Origin of the sequence: Brevundimonas sp. UBA7506, assembly GCF_002479495.1 — a bacterium.
In the GTDB taxonomy this organism is placed as follows: Bacteria; Pseudomonadota; Alphaproteobacteria; order Caulobacterales; family Caulobacteraceae; genus Brevundimonas.
The window spans coordinates 134,375-160,359 of record NZ_DLNQ01000007.1; the positions used below are offsets into that span (position 1 = coordinate 134,375).

Consider the following 25,985-nt stretch of genomic DNA (forward strand, 5'->3'; position numbering starts at 1 on the left):
AGACGCCGTCGCCCAAGGCGGCCAGCATATTGAGGAACGCCCATGCATCGCCGCTCCCTGCTGCAACTCGGCCTGACCGGGGCCATCGCCACCGCAGCCCCGCCTGCCTTCGCACGATCGACGGGCCGCACCTTCGACGCCGCCGACTTCGGCGCGGTCGGCGACGGCGAGACGATCAACACCCGTCCGATCCAGGCCGCCATCGACGCGGCGGCGGGCGCGGGCGGCGGGACCGTGGTGCTGAAGCCCGGCGTCTATCTGTCCGGCTCGCTGTTCGTGAAGTCGAACGTCACCCTGCTGATCGGACGCGGCGCCACGGTGAAGGGGCTGCGCGACATCGCCGCCTATCCCATGGTTCGCACCCGCGTCGCCGGGATCGAGATGGAATGGCCGGCGGGCCTGCTGAACATCTACCGCGAGAAGAACGCCAGGATCACCGGCGAGGGTCTGGTGGACGGCGACGGCAAGGTCTTCTGGGACAGCTATTGGGCTATGCGCCGCGACTATGATCCCAAGGATCTGCGCTGGGCTGCGGACTATGACTGCCGCCGCCCGCGCCTGATCCATGTCTATGATTCCGAGGCGGTCGAGGTGTCGGGGCTGAACCTGGCGCGGGCGGGCTTCTGGACCGTGCATGTCTGTTATTCGCGCGACGTGAAGGTGTCGGACCTGATCATCCGCAACAATCTGGGCGGTCGCGGCCCCTCGACGGACGGCATCGACATCGACTCGTCGGAGCGGGTTCTGGTCGAGCGCTGCGACCTGTCGGTCAACGACGACGCCATCTGCATCAAGGCCGGGCGCGACTGGGACGGCCTGCGCGTGGCGCGGCCCTGTCGTCAGGTGAAGGTGCGCGACTGCATCGTGCGCGACGCCCTGGCCGGCATGACCTTCGGCAGCGAGACCTCGGGCGGATTCGAGGATATCGAGGTGTCGGGCCTGCGGATCGAATACCCGGTGCCGCTGGGCATCTTCTTCAAGTCGGGTCACACGCGCGGCGGGGTCATCAACAACATCGCCCTGAAGAACATCCATCTGCAGGACGTGGCGACGCTGTTCCGGGTCAATCTGAACTGGTACCCGAACTACTCCTACGCCCAGATCCCGGCGGGGATCACCGACATCCCCGACTACTGGCGCGCCCTGGCGACCCCGGTGCCGCGCGAGCAGGGCATCCCCCGCATCCGCGACGTGCGCCTGTCGGACATCAAGGCGGTCGGCGGCAAGATCGGCTTCGAGGCCGCCGCCTATGAAGAGGCGCCGCTGCGCGACTTCCAGTTCGAGCGGCTGGACTGGGACGTGCGCGAGGCGGGCAGCATCGCCAACGCCGACAACTGGCGCTTCAGCGACTGCAGGATCGACACTCTGGACGGGACGGGCCCCAAGGTGACGGCCTCGCGCGGCGTGGTCGGCCTCTAGGGCGTCCGCAGAGTTAGAAAGTCAGAGCCCCGGCGTTTAGGCGTCGGGGCTTTTTGCTGCGTGGCGGCAGGCAAAAAAGAGGCCCGGAGCGAGAACGCTCCGGGCCAAGTGATGCGCTGAAAGGCTCAGGGAGGAAGATCAGTATTTCCAGCGCAATCCGATAGCGATCTCACGGCCGGTGTGGCGGTAGTCGGACACGCGGTCCGCCACATCGACGTAACGATCATTGTATTCGTCGGTCAGGTTGATGCCTTCCAGCGACACCGTCAGGTTGTCGTTGAAGGCGTAGGACATGGAGGCGTCGATGTAGGTCGTCGCGTTCATGCCTTCTTCCGAGTTGCCGTTGCCGCCCGGGAAGGACATCAGGTAGCCGCTACGATAGGCCGCCGAGACGCGGGCCTGGAAGGGGCCGTCCTCGTAGTACAGGGTCGTGTTGTAAGTGTTCTTCGACTGACCCGTCAGACGGTTCTTGCCGGCGGCGCCGTAATCGACCTCGGAGTCGACATAGGTGAAGTTGCCGATGAAGCCGAAGTTCGACCACAGGCCGGGCAGGAAGGTGAAGGGCTGCTGGTACTGGATTTCCAGACCGTGCAGCGAACCGCCTTGGCCGTTGAGCTTGCGCGTGACCTGGAAGACGTCGGTCGGACGCGCGGCGCCTTGCAGCAGGTCGTCAGGCAGACCCAGGTCGCTCCAGACGATCGACTCGGTCACCGAGGTGATGAAGCTGTCGATGTCCTTGTAGAAGACGGCGGCGGCCAGCAGGCCTTCGTTCTGGAAGTACCACTCGACCGACAGGTCGTAGTTGGTGGCCCGGAACGGATCCAGCAGCGGGTTGCCGTAGGAGACGGTGCGCGTGGTCGGCGACACGCCGCCGCCCGGCGTCAGATCGCCCAGGGTCGGACGCGACATGACCTTGGCGGCGCCCAGGCGGACGACCAGGTCGTCACGCGGCTCGATGGCCAGGTTGAACGACGGCAGGACGTCGTCGTAGTCGTTATTGGCCGTGACATAGGCGTAGGTCGGTCCGCCCGCGCCCGTGATCGTCTGCCAGCCCTTGGATTCGACCTCGGTCTGGGCGTAACGGACGCCCACGTTGCCGCGCACCACCATGTTGGCGAAGTCGGTGTTGAAGTCGGCCTGGACGAAGAGGCCCTTGTCGGTCTCGTCGACTTCGCGCTCGCTGCGGTTCGAGACCAGCGGATCGTCATAGGTGCTGAGGAAGTCGTTGATCTTCCAGATATCGGGCACGATGAAGTTCATGCTCGAACCGGCGGGGACGCCGATCTTGCCGTCGATGCTGACGATCTTGCCCAGGGCGTCCACGCCGGTGATGCGATCGGCGCCGGTGGTGTTGGTGGCGGCGCGCGCCACGCCCCAGGTGCTGAAGCCATAGGTGCGGTACTCACCGCCGGCCTTGAAGGTCAGCGACGGGTTCCAGTCGTATTCCAGGGCGCCGGCCACGACATTGTTGTCGAAGTCGCCGCCGCTGGTGCTGCGCGTGCCCTGGACCAGGGTGAAACCCTTGCCCGAGGTGATGTCGTAGCCGTAGTTGATCATCGGCATGCGGTCATTGCCGCGGAAGTCGATGGTGTAGCCGTTCACGCCAGCCTGTTCAAAGGCGTAGGTGACGTTGATCGGGGTGCGGGCTTCCGACTTGTTGAGGCCCAGCTTCATGTTGCCGCGCAGGCGGTCGGTGAAGTCATGACGGACGTTCAGCGAGGCCTGGGCGAAGGTGCTCTCATTGCGGGTGAAGCCGTTTTCTGAACGCACCAGCATGTTGTCGAAGACGCCGTAGGACAGGGCGTTCTTGTTTGCGTCGATGGCGTAGTCGCGAACGATGACGTTGTTCACGGCGGCGCGGCTGAAGGCCCAGGCTTCGACGTTGGGGCTTTCCAGCTCCGAGTTCAGGCGCGACCAGAGCAGATCCAGCACCACCTCGGTGCGGTCGCTGGGGCGCCATTGCAGGGCGCCGGTCAGACCCAGGCGATCTTCCTGGGTGTTGCCGAAGGTGTAGCGCGGGATGCGCGGATAGAAGGCGTTCAGCAGCTCGGTGCGTTGAGCCGTCGTGGTGCAGGGGACGCAGCCGCCGAAGTTCTGGCCGACGCCATAGGCTTGGGCCGGGTTGCCCTTCTGCCAGCGCGTCGTGTTGAAGCTTTCGAGGATCGGCGAACGCTCGGAATAGGCCACCGACAGCAGGGCGCCGAAGGTCTTGTCCTCGTTCGACCAGCTCAGCAGGCCGGCCGTGCGCGGCACGGTCTTTTCCGACAGGTCGTTGTACGACCCCTGGACCGACAGGGCCGAGTTGAAGCCGCTGCGCGAGAAGTCCAGCGGGCGGCCGGTCTGCAGGTCGACGGTCGAGCCCAGCGAGCCCTCTTCGATCTCGGCCGACTGGGTCTTGCGGACCTTGATGCTGTTGAACAGTTCCGACGCGAACATCGAGAAGTCGAAGCTGCGGTTGCGGTTGCCGCCCGAGGCCGCCTGGGCCTCCAGGCCGTTGATGCGGGTGCGGGTGAAGTCGGCGCCCAGACCGCGCACCGAGATGGTCGTGCCCTGGCCGTTGACGCGCTCGATGGTCACGCCGGGCAGGCGCTGGATGGCCTCGGCCAGGTTCTGATCGGGGAAGTCGGCGATGTCTTCAGCCAGGATGGCGTCCACGGCGCCGGCTTCGCGGCGCTTGACGTTCAGGGCCTGCTGCAGGCTGGAGCGGAAGCCGGTGACGACGATCTCGTCGACGGTGGTGGCTTCTTCCTGCTCGGGAGCCGGCGCGGCCTCCTGGGCGAAGGCGGGGGCGGCGCCCCACAGCAGGGCGGTCGCCGAAACGCCGGCGATGCACAGAGTCCGGGCGTGGCTGAAGGGCCGTTCCATGTTTCTCTCCCCGCACCGGAGCCAGTGGCACCGGTGTCATTTGTTGGTATGGTGTCGCGCATAGTTGGACGTCAGCGCGTGCCACTTCTTGCAACAGCTTCCCGTCTTTTGCAACTGACTGATGTCAGCCGTGCATTTTGAAGCCCGCAAGACGTCGAAAATGTGTTTTCAGGCAAAGGGATGGCGGCGCGCGTCGTCGCCAAAAACACATGGGATCGGGTTCTGAATTGCGGAACACGGGTATCCCGTCGGACGTGTGAGATAAGAAAAAGGCCCCGGATCGCTCCGGGGCCTTCTTTGCACAAGGCGCGGCAGGGCGGTCAGGCCGCGCGGGCCACCTCGACGGCATAGACGTGATTCCGGCCATGCATGTTGGAGACGAAGACGATCCAGCGGCCGTCCGGCGTAAAGGTCAGGTTGGGCTCCAGCCGATAGTCGTGGTTGGACAGGTCGACCAGCCGTTCCGAGCGCAGGTATTCGACGCTGATCTGATCGTCCTTGTCGCTGGAGGGGTCTTCATCGACGATGGGTTCGGGACGCAGAAGGACGATCCATTTGCCGTCCGGAGCATGGGCCACCATGTCGCCGTCGCCGCCGTCGCCGGCGAACATCCGGCCGTCCGGCGAGACGTTGAAGTGGACGGACCAATCGTTCTGCTCGACCCGGCGATAGACGCGCTTGCCCGTCTCCAGATCCACCGAGGCGACCCAGAAGACCTGACCGCGCGGGGTCTGGAGGTCATAGAGCACCTGCTTGCCGTCGGGGCTGAACCACTCGTGGCCGAAGATCTCGAAGTTCATGGTTCGGGTGTGGGTCTTGCGCAGGTCCGAGCCGTCGACCTTCATCGTCCACATGCGATCAACCCGATGCCAGGGGCCTTCGTGGCAGAAGATGATGCGGTCGGGATCCGTCGGCGAGAACTGGGTGTGGCCGATCCATTCGTTGGTCGAGTGGATGACGCGGCGTTCGCCGGTCGCCATGTCGATGACGAAGATCTCCATCGGATAGCGGGCGGCCCAGCGTTGCAGCATCCGCACGCCCTTGGCGCGGGCGAAGTTCAGGGGCTTTCCGTCCGGTCCGTTGGCGGCGTACTCGGCCTGATCGAAGCGGCGGTTGCGCGGGTCGCCGACGCCCGGTTGAAGCGGTTCCGACCCATAGGCGACGAAGCCTAGCAGCAGGGTCTCGTCGGCGTTGACCGAGTTGATGTTGCCGTTGGGGATGCGGGCGATCCGGCGCGTGCGCTTCGTATCGACGTCGATGACGTAGATCGTCTTGGCGCGGTCCATCAGCTGGGCCTCGCCCGGCTCGGTGACCGAGTAATAGACGTTGCGACCCTTGCGCCCGGTGAACATCAGGTCGGCGTTGCGGTCAGGGACCAGGACGCTCAGCGTCCAGGTCTTGAGGTCCACCGTCGAAATGCCCTGGGGCGTCGAGATGACCATCAGGTCCGGCGCGCCCGCCTTCGCAGGCAGGAACATGTTTTTGTAGAAATAGGGCTTGCCGCCTCCGTCGGGCGTCAGGCGGCGGATGCGGTGTCCGGTCTTCTGGTCGATCCAGTCCGTCGGCACGGGGCCGGACCATTGCGGCGGCTGGTGCGGCGCCTCCTGGGTTGAGGGCGGGGCGGTGTTGGGCGCGGGCCAAGCCGGGACCTGCCCGGCCGGCGGCAGGGCGGGTGGCAAGCCGTTCGCCACGCGCGGCGCCGGCGTGGCGCTCTGGGCGTGGGCGACGCTGGCGACGCCCGCGGCGGCGGGGGCGGCCAACAGGGCCTTGAGGGCGGAACGGCGGGAGGTCGTCATGGGGCGGTCCTCTTGATCATCGTCATCAGGGCGCGGGCGTCAGGCCTTCGACCCGCACGCTCCAGCCTTCTTTCGGGAAGCCGGGCGCGTGGCCGGTCGAGCCGTCCCAGCCGCCGGCCATCAGACCCACCGCCATCAGCAGCGAGCCGTTGGACGGGAAGTAGGTCTCGGCCGCGCGACGATAGCCCGCGCCGTCGGGATTGACCGACATCTCCACGCCGCCGGCGCCGGCGGACACCGGCACCAGCTCGTCGGCGTGCTCGTCCAGATGGACGCGCGGGGTCATGCCGGTGACGCCCCACTGATTGTTCTTCAGGTCGGCGAACAGCCAGTCGACAGCCTTTTCCGGCTCGCCGAGGCGGGCGGCGGTCATGGCCATCATGGGGAAGTCCCAGCCCCAAGTCTGGCGCACGTCCCAGTTCTGTTCCACCGCCTCGAAGGTTCGGCGCATGGCGGCGGGATCGATCCGCGCGCCGGGAATGAAGCCATAGGCCATCAGGAAGGAGGGGTGGTCGCGGTTCTTGCACTGGGCAGCCGCGGCGTGCTTGCGGCAGGCGTCCGACATGGCCGTCTCCCAGAAGTCCGGCACGCTCTCGACCGGCAGGTAGAGGCCGTCCTTCATCGCCGGTGGGGCGATCTTGGCCAGGGCCTGATCCCAGTCGGCGCGACGGGGCTGTCCCTGACGGACACGCCACTGTTGCGCGGTTTCCAGCGCCCAGCGGAAATACTCGACCTCGAAGGTCGGGTTCACCGTGGTCAGGGGATCATAGTTTTCCTGAGCCGGAATCAGGGGCGTGCCGAGGTTCAGGCGGCCGTTCTGTTCGATCGGCCAGGAAACCAGCAGGTCGGCGGTAGTCTCGACCAGTTCGCTGTACCGGCCCAGCACCGCCGGGTCCTTTTCCGAGCGCCAGACCAGTTCGGCCAGGAGGATCGGATGCGGCTGCTGCCACATGATGAAGGGGGAGACGAGGCTGGGGCTGTTGCGGCCCTCGGGCCCGACCATCTTCGGCCACCAGGCGCCCTTGACCCCGTGACGCGCTGCCTCGGCCCGGGCGTTGTCGAGATTGCCCAGATACCAGGGCAGGCTGCGCTCCAGCAGTTCGGGGCGGCCCCACATGGCCTGCCAGCCGGCGTGCCAGGGATGCATCTCCAGATGGAACTTGCCGTACCAGGAGTTGGAGAAGAGGCCCTCTTCCTGCGGCGGCAGCTCGCCCGCGCCGTTCACGGCGGACAGATACTGTGACAGGACCACGCGGCGCTCCAGCTCAGTGGCGCGCGGGTCAGTCGAGCCGGTGAAGTCGACGGCGCCGCCCTGGGTCCAGAAGGCGTTCCAGTGGGTGGTTACGGCCTGAACGCTGGAGGAGTAGGCGGGGGCCTTCGTCGTGTCCGCCGTCTGATCGAAGCGGACCATGACGGTCAGCCGGTCGCGGCCGTTGGCGACGACGCTGAAGCGGTCAGCCCCGCTCTGCTCAATCTTGCCCGAGGCGATGATGCCGGAATGATAGGTGGTGTCGTCCAGGGTGCGGCGAATGCGAACGTCGCCGGTGTCGAAGGCGACGACCTCCAGGCTTTGCGCGCCCGTGGCGTCGAAGCTGGTCGGATCCGGGTTGATCGCCGGGTTCACGCCGGGATAGCGGACCTGAACGCCCAGGCCCTGCGACGCGACCAGAGGCGAGACGATCTCGACCATGACCATGTCGAGCTCGGGATGGACGCGCGTCACGACCTCGACCGACTGGCCGTCATAGGTGAAGCGGCTGGTCAGGGCGCCCGACCACAGGTCCAGGGTCTGGCGGGTGTCGGCCACCTTGGCGAAGTCGAGGGCGCGGCCGTCGCTGAAGCTCAGGCCGATGCGGCTGAGCGAGATGCGGTGCGGGTTGGCCCGAAGCCAGGTGTAGGCCGGGTTGGTCTCGGCCTCGGCCCAGGACTTCATCCAGGCGTAGGGCTGCTCGCCGCGACCGGGGACAGGCACGTTCACCAGCCCGTTCTGCTCAGTGTAGCCCTGAGGGTTGGGGAAGCTGTGCCAGGCCCACTGGGCCATGGTCAGCAGGGGGGCCAGTTCCGAATACTGCTCGGGGAAGGTTTGCAGGCCGGTGATGTCGGCGGTGAAGCCCAGGTCGCCATTGCCCAACATGATCGGGGCGTGGCGGTCGATGGCGGCCAGCGTCACATTATGACGCTGGGCCAGGGCCTGCCGGTTGATCGGGGCCGCCGGGGCGACCGCCGATGCCGGCTGAACCGTCTGGGCGCAGGCGCCCAGCGGCAGAGCGACCGGGCCGGCCAGCAGGGTGAAGGCGAGCAGGGCGGAACGCAGACGCATTACTTGGCCTCCGTCTTCAGACCCAGACCCGCGCCCTTCCAGCCGTACCAGGCGACGACCACGAAGCATGCGGCGGGCAGGAGGAAGGCGACATTGGCACCATAGAGATCGGAAATCTTGCCCATGGGCCAGGGCAGCAGCACGCCGCCGCCGATGGCCATGACCATCAGAGACGAGGCCTTCTTCGTCGCGGCGCCCAGGCCCGTCGTGCCCAGGGCGAAGATGGTGGCGAACATGGTGGACATGAAGAAGAAGACGGCGATCAGGGCGATCGGCGACACCTTGTCGATGCCGGCGGCCACGATCAGCGTCAGGATGACGTTGATGACGCCATAGGCGGTCAGCAGGGTGCGCGGCTTGACCTTGAGCAGAAGGGCGGTCGCAGCGAAGCGGCCGACCAGATAGCCGATGGCGGCCAGCGACAGCATGAAGGCGCCGGTCTGGCTGCTCAGGCCCTGCCAGTTCTGGGTCACCAGGTTGATGAAGAAGGCGCCGATGCCGACCTGGGCGCCGATGTAGAGGGCCTGAGTGATGACGCCCGCGACGAAGTGCGGTTGCTTGGACAGCGGCTTGGCCACGCCGCCGGCGTCCTCGCCGCCGTGGTCGGCCAGGCCCGTTTCGGGCAGGCGGGCGCGCCACACCACCAGGGCGAACAGCACGACGCCCAGGGCGATCAGGCCATAGACGATCTGGATCGAGCGGGTGGCGCCGCCCAGAGCCTCGGTCGTGGTGGGACTGAAGAAGACCGCGCCGCCGATCAGGGGGCCGAAGAAGACGCCAAGCGCATTGAACGACTGCGCCAGGTTCAGGCGCTGCGGCGCCTTGGCCGGGTCGCCCAGCACGTTCACATAGGTGTCGGCGCTGGTCTCGAGGATGCAAAGACCAGCCGCCAGAACGAACATCGAGCCGACGAAGGGCAGGAAGGCGCCGGCGCTGGCCGCCGGAATGAAGAGCAGGGCGCCGACCGCCGCGACCATCAGGCCGGTGACGATGCCGAACTTGTACCCGCGCGCGTTCAGCAGCATGCCCGCAGGCACGCTGAGCAGCAGATAGGCCCCGAAATAGGCGATCTGCAGCCAGGCGCTGTCGGCGTGGCTGATGCTGAGCGTGTCCTGGAAATGCTTGTTCAGAACGTCCAGCAGGCCGTAGGCCAGACCCCAGATCAGGAAGCAGGCGATGGCGAAGGCCAGCGGACCGCGCAGGTTGCCGGCGGGCACGGCGAGACCGCCGGGGGTGTGGGCGGCGTCGGTTTCGATACTCATGTCGTCCTCTCGGGCTTCCTCGGGGGCCGGCGCCGTCTTGATGCGGGCTCGGCGAATGGTGGGTCAGATGCGGTAGATCGCCTCGGCGTTGGCGGCGAACAGACGGTCGCGTTCATCGGCGCTGAAGTGGCGCGTGATGGCGTCGAAGGCGGAATAGAAGGCGTCGAAGGTTCCGTGAACGCGCTCGACCGGGAAGTCGCTGGCGAACATGGCGCGGCGGGTTCCGAAGGTCTCGATGCAGGTCAGGACGACCGCGCGGATGCTGTCGGGCGTCCAGGCGCGGTCGGTGATGCCGAGGCCGGAGATCTTGATCGAGACCTGCGGACGCTCGGCCAGGGCCTTCAGCCCGGTGCGCCAGAGCGCCAAGCCCGCGTCGTCGCGGTCGGTCGGCAGACCGGCGTGGTTGATGATCAGCGGAATGTCGGGATGGGCGTCGGCCAGTTCGACCGCGCTGGCCATCTGCGACGGATAAAGCTGCAGGTCGAAGGACAGGCCGTGCCGCGCCAGCTTGGCGAATCCCGCGCGCCATGCGGGATCGAGCAGGGGATCAGCGGGATTGTAGGTCTTCTTCGGATCGGCGTGCCAGCAGACGATCTGGCGCACGCCCCGGACGTTGGGCCGCGCGGCGTGGGCTTCCAGCAGGGCGTCCAGATCGGGGTCGGTCAGGTCGGCGCCGGCGACGACGCTATGCGGATAGCCGTAGTCGTCGGCCATGGCCTGCAGCCAGTCGGTCTCGGCCAACTGTTGACCGCGCGGCTGGCCGGCCTCGACATGGACGATCTTGTCCACGCGCCAGTTCGCCGTGTCGGCCAGGTAGTCCTTCAGCAGGTAATCGCGGTGCGCGATCGGGGCCATGTCCCCCGCCGGATTGTTCGGCAGTGGATCGTCCTGCAGCCAGCCATAGCGGGCGCGTGACAGGTCCCACAGGTGGACGTGCGGATCGACGATGCGAAGGTCGCGGCCCACCTGAAGCTCCCTAGTAGGTCGTGCGGCCGCCCGACGTATCGAACGTCGAGGCGGTGGTGAAGCTGCATTCTTCCGACGCCATGAAGCAGACCATGGCGACGCTTTCCTCGACCTCGCCCAGGCGGCCCATGGGGATCTTGGAGCGCATGTAGTCGACCTGGCTCTGCGGCAGCTGCTCCAGGATGGGGCTTTCGAAGGTGGCGGGGGTCAGGCTGTTGGCGATGACGCCCTTGCCGGCCAGTTCCTTGCCCAGGGACTTGGTGAAGCCGATCACGCCGGCCTTGGACGCCGAATAGGCGCTGGCGTTGGGGTTGCCTTCCTTGCCCGCGACCGAGGCCACGTTGACGATGCGGCCATAGCCGTTGTCCAGCATGTAGGGGGTGACGGCGCGGCAGCAGTAGAAGACGCCGTTCAGGTTGATGTCGACCACGCGCTTCCAGCTGTCGAGCGGGAACTCGTGCACCGGCACGGTGGCGCCGGTAATGCCGGCCGAGGCGACCAGGATATCGATGCGCCCGCCGAGGGCCTCATGCGAGGTCTTGGCGGCGGCCTCTACGGCGGCCGGGTCGGCCACGTCCAGGGCCACCGTGGCGACGGCGCCCACTTCCTCGGCGGCGGCCTTCAGCGTGTCCGCGTTAAGATCCCAGAGCACGACCTGGCCGCCCTCGGCGACGATGCGGGCGGCCGAGGCCTTGCCCAGGCCCGAGGCGCCGCCGGTGACGACGGCGGTGCGGCCGGTGAAACGGCCCTGATAGGCGCTCATGCCACCACGTCCTTGGACCAAGCGACGACCGATTGGCGCTGAGAACCCAGCTTTTCGATCCCCAGCTCCATGACGTCACCGGCCTTGAGATAGAAGGGCTCGGGCTTCTGGCCCAGACCGACGCCGGGCGGGGTGCCGGTGGTGATCAGGTCACCGGGCTCCAGGGTCATGAACTGGCTGACGTAGGAGACGATCTCGGCCACGCCGAAGATCATGGTCCGGGTGTTGCCGGTCTGCATGCGCTTGCCGTTGAGATCCAGCCACATGTCGAGCGTCTGCACGTCGCCGACCTCGTCCGTGGTGACGATCCAGGGGCCGACCGGGCCGAAGGTGTCGCAGCCCTTGCCCTTGTCCCAGGTGCCGCCGCGTTCGGTCTGGAAGGCGCGTTCTGACACGTCGTTGATCAGGACATAGCCGGCCACATGGTCCAGGGCGTCGGCCTGTTCGACGTAGGAGGCGCGCTTGCCGATGACGATGCCCAGCTCGACTTCCCAGTCGGTCTTTTCGGAGCCGCGAGGAATGACAACGGTATCATTCGGGCCCGTCAAGCAGGACACCGCCTTGGTGAAGACCACGGGTTCGGCGGGGATCGGCAGGTTGGACTCGGCGGCATGGTCGGCGAAGTTCAGGCCGATGGCGATGAACTTGCGCACGCCGTTGACCGGCACGCCGTAACGCGGCGCGCCCTCGACCAGAGGCAGGGTCTCGGGATCAACGGCCTTCAGCGCGGCGAGGCCTTCGCCCCACAGCTGGTCCGGGGTGATGTCGGCGACCACGCCCGACAGGTCGCGGATGCGGCCTTCGGCGTCCAGGGTGCCGGGCTTTTCCTGACCCTTGGGGCCGTAGCGGAGGAGCTTCATGGGGAGGAACTCTTGTCTTAGCGCGCGTAGGGGCGGTGCAGGGCGATGTCGCGGTTCAGCTCGACGCCGAAGCCGGGAGTGTCGGGGACTTTGAGCCGGCCGTTCACGGGCACGGGCTCGCCGATCAGTTGCGGATGGAACATGGGCACGACCTCGTCGGCGCCGGGGGCCATCATCAGGAACTCGGCGAACGGGCTGTTATGGCGCGTCACGACGAAGTGGTAGGAATAGACGGATGAGCCGTGGGGGATCATCAGCACTCCCTTGGAATCGGCCAGGGCCGAGATCTTCTGCAACTCGGTGACGCCGCCGCACCAGCCCACGTCGGGCTGGATGATGTCGCAGCATTCCATTTCCAGCAGCATGCGGAAGCCCCAGCGGGTGGCCTCATGCTCGCCGGTGGTGACCAGCATCCCCTTGGGCGCGTTCTTCTTCAGCGCCTGATAGCCCCAGTAGTCGTCGGGGCTGAGGGCCTCCTCGATCCACTTCAGACCCAGCTTGTGGGCCTCGTGGGCCAGGCGGGTGGCGTAGTTGAGGTCCAGCGCCATCCAGCAGTCGAACATCACCCAGAAGTCGTCGCCGCAGGCGTTTCGCATGGCCTCAAGCTCGGCCAGGTTCTTGCGCAGGCCTTCCTCGCCCTCGGCCGGGCCGTGGTGCAGGGGCATCTTGCCGCCGATGAAGCCCAGTTCCTTGGCTTTGTCGGGACGGGCGCCGGTGGCGTAGAAGGTCAGTTCGTCGCGAACCGCCCCGCCGAGCATGGCGAAGACCGGTTCCTGACGCAGGCGGCCCAGCAGGTCCCACAGGGCCAGGTCGACGCCGGAGATGGCGTTCACCACCAGACCCTTGCGGCCATAATACTGGGTCGAGAAATACATCTGGTCCCAGATCTTCTCGACCTCGGACGGATCGCGCCCTTCCAGGAAGCGGGCCAGGTGCTTTTCGACGATATAGGCGGCGGGCTCGCCGCCGGTGGTCACCGCGAAGCCGACCACGCCATTGTCCGCTTCGATCTCGACGACCAGGGTGCCCAGCACATTGATGCCGAAGCTGCGGCGGCTCTGGCGGTACTCGGGGTATTTCGCCATGGGCGTGGCGATGTGGTCGTCGATCCAGTGGCCGTCGCCCTGGTCATGATAGTCGGCGCCCCCGCCCGTGCCGTCGTTCTTCACAACAAATGCGCGGACGTGTTTGATTTTCGGCAGGCGGCTCATTGGCAAATCACCGAGATACGGTAATCCGCTCCCATAATGCGGGATTTCACTGGCGTTCCTCCGTGCGACCCGTCAAACTTGCCAACCATTTGAGCGGCCCGCTTGCGTGTTTTGCTACATTCTGGGAATGAGGATTACGAGATGGGACGAATGACGTCAATCAAGACCGAACACGGCGAAGGCGAAGAGGAAACCGGGGTCAAGGCCTCCGGCAGCCAGACCCTGCTGCGCGGTCTGGATGTCATCGACGCGTTGATCGACGGCTCGCTGCCTCTGGCCGAACTGTCCGAGAAGCTGGAGCTGACGCGCAGCACCACCCACCGTTTGGCTTCGGCTTTGGTGGACCGTCGTCTGCTGTCCTTCCGCCCGCGCGAGGGCTATTCGCTCGGTCCCAAGCTGCTGGAGTTGGGCCACGCCGCCAGCCAGCAGATGCACCTGCCGCGGGTGGCGCGCCCCTGGCTGGAGCATCTGTCGGCGGCGACCGACGACACGGTGCACCTGGGCGTGCTGGACGGCCGCTTCGCTCTTTATCTGGACAAGGTGCCGGGACGTCGCCGGGTCAACATCGGCTCGCGCCTTGGGGAGCGTCACCCCATCGCCTCGACCGGTCTGGGCAAGGCCCTGATCCTCGACAAGTCCGAGCCGGAGTGGAGCGACTTCTACGCCCCGGAGGGCGCGCCGTTCGATTCCGCCGCCCGCGCCGTCTGGATGGAGCGGATGCGCGGTTACGCCGAGAAGGGCTACGCCTTCGACCTCGAGGAAAACGAGGATCAGGTTCGCTGCGTCGCCGCCCCGATCCGGTCGGTCGACGGGCATATCGTGGCCGCGATCAGCGTCTCCTCCGCCGCACAATACATGTCCGACGCCCGGATGGCCGAGCTGACCAAGACGGTCACCGACGCCGCCAACGCCATCAGCGGCGACCTGGGCTGGACCCCCAAACCCTGAAGTAACTGACTGTACGGAGCCCCCATGCTGCTTAAAGACAAGGTCGTCCTCATCACTGGAGGATCGCGAGGCATCGGGGCGGCCGTGGCCGTGGAAATGGCCAAACAGGGCGCGGATGTGGCGATCAACAGCTACGCCGGCGGCGAAGCTGCGGCCGAAGTGATCGCGGCGGTCGAGGCCCATGGTCGGCGCTGCATCTCGGTCGAGGGCGACGTGGCCCTGCCGGAAACGGCGGCGGCTTTCGTCAGCGCTGCGGTTGAAGCTTTCGGCAAGGTGGACGTCTTCGTCTCCAACGCCGGGATCTGCCCCTTCCACGCCTTCCTCGACATGCCGGCGGAAACGCTGAAGCGGACGATGGAGGTCAACCTGCACGGCGCCTACTTCATGACCCAGGCGGCGGCGAACCAGATGGTGAAGCAGGGCAACGGCGGGGCCATCGTCGCCATCAGCTCGATCTCGGCCCTGGTCGGCGGCGAGTTCCAGACCCACTACACCCCGACAAAGGCGGGCGTGCACAGCCTCATGCAGTCCTGCGCCATCGCCCTGGGCAAGCACGGCATCCGCTGCAACTCGGTGCTGCCGGGCACCATCCTGACCGACATCAACAAGGACGACCTGTCCGATCCGGCCAAGCGCGAATACATGGAAGGCCGCATCCCGCTGGGCCGTCTGGGTCAGCCCGAAGACATCGGCGGCGCGGTCGCCTTCCTGGCCTCGGACATGGCGGCCTATGTCACCGGCGCGGCCCTGCTGGTTGACGGCGGCGCCTTTGTGAACCTGCAATAGGACGGGCGGCGTGAAGGCGGCCTCCATCACCGACTATCGCGAGCTGGCGCGTCGGCGCCTGCCGCGCTTCCTGTTCGAATACATCGACGGCGGCTCCTACGCCGAGACGACGCTGGGCCGGAACATCTCCGATCTGCGCGATGTGGCCTTGCGTCAGCGCGTGCTGCGCGACGTGTCGGACATCGACCTGTCGGCGACCTTGTTCGGGCAGAAGCAAAGCCTGCCGGTGGCCCTGGCGCCCGTCGGGCTGGCGGGGATGAACGCCCGGCGCGGCGAGGTCCAGGCCGCCCGCGCCGCCGCTGCCTTCGGCGTGCCCTTCACCCTGTCTACGGTCGGGGCCTGTTCGATCGGCGAAGTGGCGGCGGGCAGTCCGACGCCCTTCTGGTTCCAGCTCTATATGATCCGCGACCGCGCCTTCATGGCCGACCTGCTGGATCTGGCCGAGGCGGCCAAATGTCCGGCCCTGATCTTCACCGTCGACATGCCGGTGCCGGGGTCGCGCTATCGCGACTACCACTCGGGTCTGGCAGGGGCCTCGGGCTTCTTCGGCGACATGCGCCGCGCCATGCAGGCGGTCGGCCGTCCCGCCTGGGCCTGGGATGTCGGCGTCCGGGGCGGTCCGCATTCGCTGGGCAATGTCGCGCCGGTGCTGAAGGGCAAGACCGGCATCGACGACTTCTTCGCCTGGATGCGCGACAACTTCGATCCCACCGTGACCTGGGACGATCTGGCCTGGGTGCGCGAGCGCTGGAAGGGGCCGCTGATCATCAAGGGCGTGCTGGACGCGGACGACGCCAAACGGGTGGCGGACCTAGGCGCTGACGGTCTGGTGGTGTCGAACCACGGCGGGCGGCAACTGGACGGCGTCCTGTCCTCGACCCGCGCCCTGCCGCCGATCGCCGACGCGGTCGAGGGGCGGTTGACGGTGCTGGCCGACGGCGGGATTCGTTCCGGCCTGGACGTGGCGCGGATGCTGGCGCTCGGCGCCGACGGGGTGCTGATCGGCCGGGCCTGGGCCTATGCCCTGGCCGCGCGCGGCGAGGCGGGCGTCAGCCATGTGCTGAACCTGATGGCCGCCGAGATGAAGGTGGCCATGGCCCTGACCGGCGTGACGCGGGTGGATCAGCTGGACCGTAGCGCCCTCGCCTAAGAGGCGGGCGGCTTGCCCGCCAGGCTGTGGCGACGACCATAGGCCAGATAGACGGCGATCCCGGCCAGGTTCCAGAACAGGAACCACAGGTGGGTCTTCTGCGGCAGGCTGGCCAAAAGGTAGAGACAGCCGGCGATGGCGATGGGGCCGATCACCCAGGCCAGGGGCGTGCGGAAGCCGCGCGGCGCGTCGGGCGCACGGCGGCGCATGATCAGCATGCAGACCGCCACCGCCGTGAAGGCGACCAGCGATCCGGCGTTGGCCAGGGCGACGATCTCGTCCAGCGGCAGGAACAGGCTGATGGCGCCGACGACGGCGACCGTGAACAGGGTGATGCGGATCGGACGGCCGCCTTTCGACACCCTGGACAGGCCGTGCGGCAGCAGGCCGTCACGCGCCATGACGAAGAAGATGCGGCTCTGGCCGTAGAAGAAGGCCATGATGACGGTCGGCAGGGTGAGCACGGCGGTCACGGCCAGGAAGCGGGCGGCGCCGGGCTGGTTGATCTCGCGCAGGATCAGGGCCAGGGGCTCGGGGCTGTTGGCGAAGGCGGTGAAGGGCGTGGCGCCCAGGGCCGCCAGGGCGATGATCGTATAGATGGCGGCGCAGGCGAACATGGAGCCGATGATGCCGATGGCCAGATCGCGCTTGGGATTGCGGGTTTCCTCGGCGGCGGTGGCGATGGCGTCGAAGCCGTAGAAGGCCGAGAAGATGATGGCGGCGGCGGCCATGATGCCACGCTCGACGCCGTCGGCGCCCATGTTGCGCGCGAAACCGTAGGGGCTGAAGGGCTCCAGGTTGGCGGCGTCGAAATGGGGCAGGGCGAACCAGACGAAGACGGCCAGGGCCGACAGCTTCACCGCCACCAGGATCATGGTCAGGCTGGCGCTCTTGCGCGTGCCGGCGATCAGCAGGGCGGCGACGACGGCGATGATGAAGAGGGCGGGCAGGTTGGCGACCCCGCCCGCGTGCGGCGCCTGCATCAGGGCCATGGGCACGCCCGCCCAGCCGTTCAGCAGGGGGGCGGCGTAGCCTGACCAGCTGACCGCCACGGCGCTGACCACCAGGCTGTATTCCAGGATCAGGCTCCAACCGATGATCCAGGCGAAGACCTCGCCCATGACGACGTAGCTATAGGTATAGGCGCTGCCGGAAGCCGGGATCATCGAGGCCATCTCGGCATAGGCCAGGGCGGCGCAGGCGCAGACGAAGCCGGCGATCAGGAAGGACAGCAGCACCGCAGGTCCAGCCTTGTCGGCGCCGATGCCGATCAGGGTCAGGATGCCGGTGCCGACGATGGCGCCCACGCCCATGGCGATCAGATGCGGCCAGCTCAGGGTGCGCGGCAGGGCCTGCCCGTCATGCGTGTTCTGAGTGTCGGCGTCGATGCGCTTGCGTGCGTTCCAGCGGCCCATTTGGCGATCCTAGGGGGAGGGGGCGGACCTCTTCGCACGGATCGCGGGCAGGATAAAACCAGGCGGCGGCCAGAAGGACGACAATGGGCGTTTCTGCTGGCCGCCTACCGCGGTGCCAGGATGGCGAGGGCCTCCTCGCAGAAGGCGATGCGGTGGCGCTCGAACGCAATCCCGGCCTTCAGCACCAGATGCTGCAGCCGCCGGTCGGGCGCGGCAGGCTCATGGGGAAAGTCGCGGGCCTCGATCTCCAGATAGGCCGCCAGCTTGCCGCGATGGCGCTCGGCGACGGCGGCCAGTTCCTCGGCCAGGCCCGTCGGGCCGACGACGGCCTCGGCGCGGATGCGCACCATCAGTTCGTCTCGGATCGCGGGCGCGTCCTGGCGCTCGTTGACCCAGCGCCGCAGCTCCTCGCGGCCGGGCGGCAGGATGCGAAAGCGGCGCTTGCCTCCGCGTGCGCCCTCGACCGGTTCCGCCTCGACCCAACCGGCGGCTTCGAGGCGAGCCAGTTCACGATAGATCTGCTGGTGCGTCGCCTGCCAGAAATAGCCGATCGAGCGGTCGAACCGGCCGGCCAGTTCGGAGCCCGAACCGGGGCGTTCGGCCAGAGACGTCAGAAGGGCGTGGGGCAGGGACATGGGGTCTGGATAGCCGAACCTCAGGAGGCCTTGAAGGCGGGCAGAAGCGCGCCGAGGCGGGCGCCCATTTCGGCGGCCAGGGCCTGGACCCCGTTCATCGGGCGCATCATGACCTCGAAGTCCGTGATCAGGCCGTCTTCGTCAAAGCGGATGAAGTCGATGCCCTTGACGCCCTTGTCCCCGACGCGGGCGCTGAACTCCAGCACCACGTTCAGGCCGTCGGCGGTGGCGGCTTCACGGTGGTAGGCGAAGTCCTGAAACACGGTGATGACCGTGCCGAGCGCCAGGATCAGGGCGTCGGCGCTGTGGTAGGCCTTGAAGGCCACCGGCGAGCGGAAGGTCGCGTCCGGGTGAACAATGGCGCGCAGATCGCTCACGTCGGCGCGGGTCACCATGTCGTGCCATTTCGCCAGGGAAGCGGCGGCGGCGGGATGCAGGTTCAGCGTCGTCATGAGCTTTCCTCCCTTAGATGGCGGCGGCCAGGCGCACGCCCTGGTCGATGGCGCGTTTGGCGTCGAGTTCGGCGGCCACGTCGGCGCCGCCGATGAGGTGGACCGAGCAGCCGCGCGCGACCAGATCGTCGTGCAGGTCGCGCAGGGGCTCCTGCCCGGCGCAGATGACGACGTGATCGACCGGCAGGGTCTTTTCGGCGCCGTCGATGACGACGTGCAGACCTTCGTCGTCGATGCGGCGGTAGGCGACGCCGCTGGCGGTGACGACGCCGTGCATCTTCAGCGCGGCGCGGTGGATCCAGCCGGTGGTGCGGCCCAGACGCTCGCCGACCTTGCCGGTCGAGCGCTGCATCAGGAAGACCTGACGTTCCGCCGGTTCGACCTGCGGCGCGGCGCGTCCACCGGCGGTCTTGTAGTCGGGATCGACGCCCCAGGTGCGGAAGAAGCGGTCGATGGAAGGTGGTTCGTGCCGCTCGACCAGATACTCGCTGACGTCATGACCGATGCCGCCGGCGCCGATGACGGCGACAGACTTTCCGACCGGAACCTCGTCGCGCAGGACGTCGAGGTAGGACAGGGTTTTGGGGTGGTCGATGCCGTCGATCTCGGGCGTGCGCGGGCTGACGCCGGTGGCCAGCACGATCTCGTCAAAGCCCTCGTCGGCCAGGGCTTGCGCCTCGGCGCGGGTGTTCAGGCGGAGCTTGACGCCGGTCAGCTCCAGTTGCTTGCGGAAGTAGCGGATGGTCTCGTTGAACTCTTCCTTGCCGGGGATCTTCTTGGCGATGTTGAACTGACCGCCCACGTCGCTGGAGGCCTCGATCAGGGTGACGGCGTGGCCGCGTTCGGCGGTGGTGACGGCGAAGGCGAGGCCTGCGGGGCCGGCGCCGACCACGGCGATCTTCTTGGCGGCTTCGGTCGGGGCGATGACCAGTTCAGTCTCGTGGCAGGCGCGCGGATTGACCAGGCAGGAGGTGATCTTGCCCGCGAAGGTATGGTCGAGACAGGCCTGGTTGCAGCCGATGCAGGTGTTGATCTCGTCCGCCCGGTTCTCGCGCGCCTTTTGCACAAAGGCGGCGTCGGCCAGCAAGGGGCGGGCCATCGACACCATGTCGCAATAGCCCTCGGCCAGCAGGCTCTCGGCCACCTCCGGCGTATTGATGCGATTGGTGGCGACCAGGGGGATGGAGACCTCGCCCTTCAGCCGCCTGGTCACCCAGGCGAAGGCGGCGCGCGGGACGCTGGTGGCGATGGTGGGGATGCGGGCCTCGTGCCAGCCGATGCCGGTGTTGAGGATGGTGGCGCCCGCCGCCTCGATGGCCTTGGCCAGTTGCACCACTTCGTCGGCGGTCGAGCCGCCCTCGACCAGATCCAGCATCGACAGGCGATAGATGATGATGAAGTCGGGGCCGACCTTCTCACGCGTGCGACGCACGATCTCGAGGGGCAGGCGGATGCGGTTCTCGTACGAGCCGCCCCATTCGTCGTCGCGCTGGTTGGTGCGGGCGGCGATGAACTCGTTGATCAGATAGCCCTCGGACCCCATGACCTCGACCCCGTCGTAACCGGCGGCCTGGGCCAGGGCGGCGCAGTTGACGAAATCCTCGATGGTCTGCTCGACCTCCTCGCTGGTCAGGGCGTGGGGGGCGAAGGGGGTGATCGGGGCCTGGATGGCCGAGGGCGCGACCAGGTCGGGGTGGTAGGCGTAGCGGCCGAAATGCAGGATCTGCAGGGCGATCTTGCCGCCCTCGGCGTGGACGGCCTCGGTGATCTGGCGGTGGTGGTCGGCCTCTTCCTCGGTGGTCAGCTTGGCGCCCCAGGGCATGGGCCGGCCGCGTTCATTCGGGGAAATGCCGCCGGTGACGATCAGCCCGACCTCGCCGCGCGCCCGCTCGGCGTAGAAGGCGGCCATGCGTTCGAAGCCGTTCTCGACCTCCTCCAGCCCGACGTGCATCGAGCCCATCAGCACCCGGTTCTTCAGGGTGGTGAAGCCCAGATCGAGCGGCTTGAGCAGTTCGGGATAGGGCATGGGCGGCGGCCTGTTGTGCAATCCGTTTCATAAATACTATCGCCGTTGAAAGTTTATGCAACGAATTGAAGTTGACTGCGCCAAGGAACGCCGCGCGGCTGGCCTTTCCAAAATAGCGGTTGAACCGGACGGCCCCGGTCATGCAGAAGCGCTGCATGGGGGTTTCGGACGAACGAGCGCTGTGGCTTGCCACGTACGTGATGCCGCACGAGCCGGCGGTGCGCGGCTGGCTGCGCCGCGGGCGTCAGGCCGAGTGCGACGTCGACGACATCATTCAGGAGGCCTACGCCAAGCTGGTGACGGTCGCCGACGTGTCCGAGATCCGCAACGTGCGGGCCTATTTCTTCCGCACCGCCTATTCGGTCCTGGTCAGCCGGGTGCGCCGCAAGAGCGTGGTCTCGATCCGCTCTCTTGCCGAGGTCGAGAGCCTTCAGCTGGCGGTGGACGAACTGACCCCGGAAGACACGGTGATGGCCCGCAACGAGCTTCAGGTCCTGGCCGAGATGATTTCCCGGCTGCCGGAAAAAACGCGAAAGATCTTCCTTTTGAGCCGGGTCTCGGGCCTGTCGCAGAAGGAAGTTTCGCGCCGGACCGGGATTGCGGAAAGTACGGTCGAAAAACACATCGCCAAGGGGCTGGGCTTGCTGATGGCGGCCTATGCGAATGGCGGATTTGGCGCGGTGGTCGCGTCTAAGGCTGAGAAACAACAACGCGGTAAGGTTCATGGCCAGGCAGACAAGCCAGGAGGTTGAGCGCATCGCTTGCCTCTGGGCGGCGAAGCTTGACGACGGACCCCTGTCCCCGGCGGATCAGGCGGAACTGGACGCCTGGCTGGAAGGCGACGAGCGGCGTCTCGGGGCCTTTGCGCGGGCGCGGGCCGTGGCGGTGCACAGCCGCCGGGCGGCCGCGCTGGCGGGCGGGGCCACTCCGTTCACGCGTCCGACGCCCAAGCCGGTCATCAGCCGACGCGGTCTGATCGCGGCCTCGGCGTCGGTGGTCGCGGTCGGCGGCGCGGGGGCGCTGGCGGCCTTGAGCAGCCGGGCGCAGCCGTTCGAGACCCGCATGGGCGAGACCCGGGTCGTGCCGCTGGACGACGGTTCGGTGATGACGCTGAACACCCTGTCCGAGGGCGATGTCCGCTACAGCCGCAGGACGCGCGAAATCGTGCTGACCACGGGCGAGGCCCTGTTCAACGTGGTCGCCGACGCCAGCCGCCCCTTCGTGGTGCGCTCGGGCGAGGCGGCGGTGATCGCCAACGGGGCCAGCTTCCTGGTGCGACGGCTCGGCAAGTCGCCGCTTCAGGTCGTCTCCTTCGGCGGCGAGGTCGAGCTGAACGGCTCGCACGGCCAGGGGCTGGAGCTGGCGGCCAACACCCGCGCCTTCCTGTCCGACGGCGCGCCGCCGGTCCATGTCGGCGAGATCGACGCCGACCGCGAACTGGCCTGGCGGCACGGCCGCATCCAGCTGGAAGACGAGACCCTGATGCGGGCCGCGCGGGAGTTCGCGCGCTACAATCCCACCCGGATCGTGCCCGCTGATCCCCTGGTGGCGGGCATGAAGATCACCGGCCTGTTCGTGGCCAACGACCCCGTCAGCTTCGCCCGCGCGGCGGCCGGAAGTCTGGATCTGGACGTGGCCGTGAACGCCGAGGAAATCAGGCTGAGCCGTCGTCTGGCCTAATTTCAGGCCACGAATTGCTTTTTTTCGGAGGATTCCGGCGCGCCCCGCGTCTTGGAGGTGATCCGTCGCACGGCGGACGTCCAAAAAAGAATCAAGGGTCGGGGTAATGAGAGCGTCTTGGAAGCAGGGCCTGGCGGCGAGCGCCGCGGGATTGGCGCTGTTGTGTGCAGTGAGTGGGGCTCAGGCGCAGGATCGGACGTTCAACGTTCCGGCCCAGCCGATCAGCCAGGCGATTACGGAGCTGGCTCGTCAGGCCGGCGTGCAGATCTCGGCGCCGACGGCGCATCTGTCGGGCGTTCGCGCCCGCGCGGTGACCGGCGTCATGGACGTCGAGGCGGCGGTGAACCTTCTGATCCAGGACACGGATCTGGAGATCGTCAGCCGGGAGGGAAGCACCTTCGTTTTGCGCCAGCGCCCAAAGACGGCGGACGCGACCCAGGTGGACGAGGTCGTGGTGGTCGGCAGCCGCATCAAGGGCACGCGCATCAATGAAGCCCTGCCGGTCACGGTCCTCGGCGCGCAGGACATCGACGCGGCGGGCGCCGTGGACGGCGACGACCTGTTCCGGTCCATCTCCCAGGCGGGCGACGTCAACTTCAATGACGCCGACACCGACAACGGCGGCATCAACAACGCGCGCGGCGACGTGGCCTCGATCGACCTGCGCGGTCTGGGGACGGGCAACACCCTGACCCTGCTGAACGGCCGCCGTCTGGTGAACCACCCCGGCACCCAGGTCGAGAACTACGTCCCCGTCACCACGGTCAACACTAACGCCATTCCGGTCATGGGCGTGCAGCGGGTCGAGGTCCTGGCCGACGGCGCGGCCGCCCTGTTCGGCACCGACGCCGTGGCCGGCGTGGTCAACACGGTTCTGAAGAGCAACTTCACCGGCTTCAGCACCCAGGCCGGCATGGGCCGCGACGAAGGCGGCATGGAGGAATATTCCTTCAGCTTCCAGGCGGGCAGGGATTTCAACGACGGTCGCACCAACATCTCGGTCATGGGCGACTACCTGACCCGCGACGCCCTGTTCATCTGGGAGCGGCCCTACGCCTCGGTCGAAGGTCGCGCCGCCCGGTTCGGCGATCGCGCCACGGGGCTGGACTACGTCACCTACAGCTCAATCACGGCCTGGGCCGAGGGCCTGCGCCTGAACCCGACCACCTATCAGCTGGACAAGACCGCCGCCTCGGTCAACGGCAAGCGGCTGACCAGCACGGCCGGCGCCTTCCATGTTCAGCCGGGAACCAATCCGGGCTGCATCACCGACGGATTCCGCGCGGGCACCTGTTTCGACGACGGCGTCCTATCGCTCAGCGGCGCCAATGAAGACGCCAACCTGCGCTACGACCTGGACACCATGCGGACGATCAGCTCGGCGGTCGACCGCGCCAACCTCTTCACCTTCATCAACCACGAGTTCGACAACGGCGTCGAGGCCTTCGGCGAGATCGGCTACTACTGGGCCAACACCTGGTCGCAGCGTCAGCAAGACACGCCGCTGGGCTATCAACGCGTGCTGATGTCGCCGACGGCCTACTGGAACCCGCTGGGCGCGGCAGGCGTCACCGCGCGTCTGCCGGGCCTGACCTCGGTGCCGCTGACGGGGGCGGCGGTCGAACTGCAGGACTTCCGCTTTGCGGATCTGGGCTTCCGCAACGTCGACGTCGAGAACATCTCGACCCGCCTGGTCGGCGGTCTGCGCGGCCAATGGCAGGGCTTCGACTGGGAAACCGGCCTGCTCTACTCCCAGGCCACGACCGAGGACGTGATGGACGCGGTCAGCATGACCAAGCTGCAGGCCGCCATCAACCGCACCACGCCGGACGCCTACAACCCCTTCGCCGGCGGCGACCTGAGCAGCCCCAAGGACGGCGACTTCACCGCCAACAGCCGTGAGACGGTCGACAGCGTCATGGTCAAGGCCAGCCGCACGGCCGAAACCGAGCTGATGCAGTGGGACCTGCACGTCTCCAAGGCCGACCTGTTCCAGCTGCCGGCCGGCGATGTCGGCCTGGCCGCCGGCGTGGAAGCGCGCCGGGAGACCTTCAAGGAGACGCGGGACGACCGTCTGAACGGCACGATCAACTTCACCGACCTGACCGGACAGACATTCCAGAGCGACATCATGGGCGTGACCTTCACGCCCGACAGCTCGGGCGCGCGCAACGTCTATTCGGCCTTTGCCGAGCTGGCCGTGCCGATCGTCTCGCCCGAGATGGAGGTTCCCTTCGTCAAGTCGATCGACATGCAGCTGGCCGGACGGGTGGAGCACTATTCCCTGTTCGGGTCGGTCGCGGCGCCCAAGGTCGCCCTGGCCTATCGTCCGAACGACTGGCTGATGTTCCGCGGGGCCTGGTCCAAGGGCTTCCGCGCGCCGAACCTGATGCAACTGCACCAACCGGACTTCGAGCGGTCGAACTCGCGGCGCGACTACGCCGCCTGCGCGGTCCAGCTGGCGATCGGGGCGATCGACAAGATCACCACCTCGAACGAGTACTGCACCTCGGAATCCCGCGTCGAAAGCCGCGCCGGCAACCTGGAGCTGAAGCCCGAGCATTCGAAGAACCTGACCTTCGGCATGGTGTTCGAGCCCAGGCTCTGGCCCGAGAAGTACGGCGTCCTGACGGCGACGGCGGACTACTGGAAGATCAACCAGACCGATCTGGTCGGCATCTTCGGCGCCACCAACCAGCTGATCATGGACTACTATCTGCGCCAGGTCGGCAGCTTCAACGAGAACGTCGTCCGGGCTGATCCCACGGCCGAGCAGATTGCCGACGCCCAGGCCGCCGGCCTGGCGCCGGTCGGCACGATCGTCTCCATCCGCGACGTCTATCTGAACCTGCAGCCGCGCGAGTCCGAAGGCATGGACTATCGTCTGCACTACAGCCTGCGTCGCACGCCGCTCGGCGACTTCACCTGGACCCTGAACGCCAGCCAGTGGCTGAAGATGTATCAGGAAGCCAATGAGGACTATCAGCTGCTGCTGGACGGTCTGCGAGACGGCGTGATCGCCGGCGTCTCGGTCGGCGGGGTCGAGGAACTCGTGCGTCGCAACGGTCGGCCGGAGTGGAAGGTGACCTCCACCCTGACCTGGAGCACGGGGCCGTGGACCACGGGCTTCTATTCCAGCTACGTCAGCGACTACTTCGACACCTCGGCTAATATGAAGGACACGGGCGACTACTGGGTCGTGGACGAATGGCTGACCCACAACCTCTATGTTCAGTACGAGTTCGAGCAAGGCCCGCTGGAGGGGACGCGTCTGCGCATCGGCGCCAAGAACATCACGGACGAGGAGCCGCCGCTGGCCAACCAGCGCTACGGCTACGACGGCCGCCTGCACTCGAACCGCGGCCGCTGGTGGTACGCGACCATTCGCAGGTCGTTCTGATCTAGTCGTGCGGGCCGTTAGGCTTTAGCAA

The 25,985-nt window shown here is 67.1% G+C and carries 19 protein-coding genes; 7 read left to right on the forward strand and 12 right to left on the reverse strand.

Translation table 11 applies throughout. The annotated features are described in order from the left end of the window. The first annotated feature begins 42 nt into the window (after positions 1-42). Positions 43-1,419: a glycoside hydrolase family 28 protein gene (locus tag B3K53_RS07290; RefSeq protein WP_292083505.1), complete on the forward strand. Its 1,377-nt coding sequence runs from the start codon at positions 43-45 to the stop codon at positions 1,417-1,419. 138 nt (positions 1,420-1,557) lie between these two features. Here B3K53_RS07290 and B3K53_RS07295 read toward each other — a convergent pair whose 3' ends face one another. The 8 genes from B3K53_RS07295 to rhmD all read right to left on the reverse strand — a co-directional run bounded on the left by B3K53_RS07295 (position 1,558) and on the right by rhmD (position 13,462). Further along, complete coding sequence (locus tag B3K53_RS07295) at positions 1,558-4,284, reverse strand: TonB-dependent receptor (protein WP_292083506.1); 2,727 nt, start codon at positions 4,282-4,284, stop codon at positions 1,558-1,560. 320 nt (positions 4,285-4,604) lie between these two features. Next, positions 4,605-6,080 carry an oligogalacturonate lyase family protein gene (locus tag B3K53_RS07300; RefSeq protein WP_292083507.1) on the reverse strand — a complete coding sequence of 492 codons (1,476 nt, stop codon included), beginning with the start codon at positions 6,078-6,080 and terminating at the stop codon, positions 4,605-4,607. A 25-nt stretch (positions 6,081-6,105) separates the two neighbouring features. Then, positions 6,106-8,400 (reverse strand): hypothetical protein, encoded by a 2,295-nt coding sequence (locus tag B3K53_RS07305; protein ID WP_292083508.1) that lies wholly within the window; start codon positions 8,398-8,400, stop codon positions 6,106-6,108. Then, positions 8,400-9,662 (reverse strand): sugar MFS transporter, encoded by a 1,263-nt coding sequence (locus B3K53_RS07310; RefSeq protein ID WP_292083509.1) that lies wholly within the window; start codon positions 9,660-9,662, stop codon positions 8,400-8,402. The genes B3K53_RS07305 and B3K53_RS07310 overlap by 1 nt, the downstream gene beginning before the upstream one ends. A 63-nt stretch (positions 9,663-9,725) precedes the next feature. After that, complete coding sequence (locus B3K53_RS07315) at positions 9,726-10,628, reverse strand: amidohydrolase family protein (protein WP_292083510.1); 903 nt, start codon at positions 10,626-10,628, stop codon at positions 9,726-9,728. A gap of 10 nt (positions 10,629-10,638) precedes the next feature. Then, entirely contained in the window at positions 10,639-11,391 is a 753-nt protein-coding gene (locus B3K53_RS07320; protein ID WP_292083511.1) for an SDR family NAD(P)-dependent oxidoreductase, read from the reverse strand. Then, positions 11,388-12,251, reverse strand: coding sequence for a fumarylacetoacetate hydrolase family protein (locus B3K53_RS07325; protein ID WP_292083513.1), 864 nt, complete (start codon positions 12,249-12,251; stop codon positions 11,388-11,390). Before B3K53_RS07325 ends, B3K53_RS07320 begins: the two co-directional genes overlap by 4 nt. A 17-nt stretch (positions 12,252-12,268) precedes the next feature. Then, positions 12,269-13,462, reverse strand: a complete 1,194-nt coding sequence (gene rhmD, locus B3K53_RS07330) for an L-rhamnonate dehydratase (protein ID WP_292083515.1) — start codon at positions 13,460-13,462, stop codon at positions 12,269-12,271. A 150-nt stretch (positions 13,463-13,612) separates the two neighbouring features. Between rhmD and B3K53_RS07335 the strand changes: the two genes are divergently transcribed. Genes B3K53_RS07335 through lldD form a run of 3 tightly spaced genes read left to right on the forward strand, consistent with a single transcriptional unit; the run spans position 13,613 to position 16,346 of the window. Next, on the forward strand, positions 13,613-14,410 hold the full coding sequence (locus B3K53_RS07335) for an IclR family transcriptional regulator (protein WP_292083516.1): 798 nt from the start codon (positions 13,613-13,615) through the stop codon (positions 14,408-14,410). Between the two features lie 24 nt (positions 14,411-14,434). Continuing rightward, complete coding sequence (locus B3K53_RS07340; RefSeq protein ID WP_292083517.1) at positions 14,435-15,196, forward strand: SDR family NAD(P)-dependent oxidoreductase; 762 nt, start codon at positions 14,435-14,437, stop codon at positions 15,194-15,196. 10 nt (positions 15,197-15,206) lie between these two features. After that, positions 15,207-16,346, forward strand: coding sequence for an FMN-dependent L-lactate dehydrogenase LldD (lldD, locus tag B3K53_RS07345; protein WP_292083518.1), 1,140 nt, complete (start codon positions 15,207-15,209; stop codon positions 16,344-16,346). Here lldD and B3K53_RS07350 read toward each other — a convergent pair. From B3K53_RS07350 to B3K53_RS07365, 4 genes are all read right to left on the reverse strand, one after another. Further along, positions 16,343-17,761, reverse strand: a complete 1,419-nt coding sequence (locus B3K53_RS07350) for an amino acid permease (protein ID WP_292083519.1) — start codon at positions 17,759-17,761, stop codon at positions 16,343-16,345. The two genes, lldD and B3K53_RS07350, sit on opposite strands and share 4 nt — an antisense overlap. 104 nt (positions 17,762-17,865) lie before the next feature. Further along, positions 17,866-18,396: a PadR family transcriptional regulator gene (locus B3K53_RS07355; RefSeq protein ID WP_292083520.1), complete on the reverse strand. Its 531-nt coding sequence runs from the start codon at positions 18,394-18,396 to the stop codon at positions 17,866-17,868. A 20-nt stretch (positions 18,397-18,416) separates the two neighbouring features. After that, the gene (locus tag B3K53_RS07360) at positions 18,417-18,848 is read right to left on the reverse strand and encodes a nuclear transport factor 2 family protein (RefSeq protein WP_292083521.1); all 432 of its coding nucleotides are present in this window, start codon (positions 18,846-18,848) and stop codon (positions 18,417-18,419) included. A 13-nt stretch (positions 18,849-18,861) separates the two neighbouring features. Next, positions 18,862-20,874 (reverse strand): NADPH-dependent 2,4-dienoyl-CoA reductase, encoded by a 2,013-nt coding sequence (locus B3K53_RS07365; protein WP_292083522.1) that lies wholly within the window; start codon positions 20,872-20,874, stop codon positions 18,862-18,864. A 140-nt stretch (positions 20,875-21,014) separates the two neighbouring features. Here B3K53_RS07365 and B3K53_RS07370 point away from each other — a divergent pair, with 140 nt between their 5' ends. The 3 genes from B3K53_RS07370 to B3K53_RS07380 all read left to right on the forward strand — a co-directional run bounded on the left by B3K53_RS07370 (position 21,015) and on the right by B3K53_RS07380 (position 25,954). Then, a complete protein-coding gene (locus tag B3K53_RS07370) occupies positions 21,015-21,626 on the forward strand; it encodes an RNA polymerase sigma factor (RefSeq protein WP_292083523.1) in 612 nt (203 codons plus the stop codon). Then, complete coding sequence (locus B3K53_RS07375) at positions 21,598-22,554, forward strand: FecR family protein (protein ID WP_292083524.1); 957 nt, start codon at positions 21,598-21,600, stop codon at positions 22,552-22,554. Before B3K53_RS07370 ends, B3K53_RS07375 begins: the two co-directional genes overlap by 29 nt. Before the next feature lie 106 nt (positions 22,555-22,660). Then, positions 22,661-25,954: a TonB-dependent receptor gene (locus B3K53_RS07380; protein ID WP_292083525.1), complete on the forward strand. Its 3,294-nt coding sequence runs from the start codon at positions 22,661-22,663 to the stop codon at positions 25,952-25,954. The last annotated feature ends 31 nt before the right edge of the window (positions 25,955-25,985 follow it).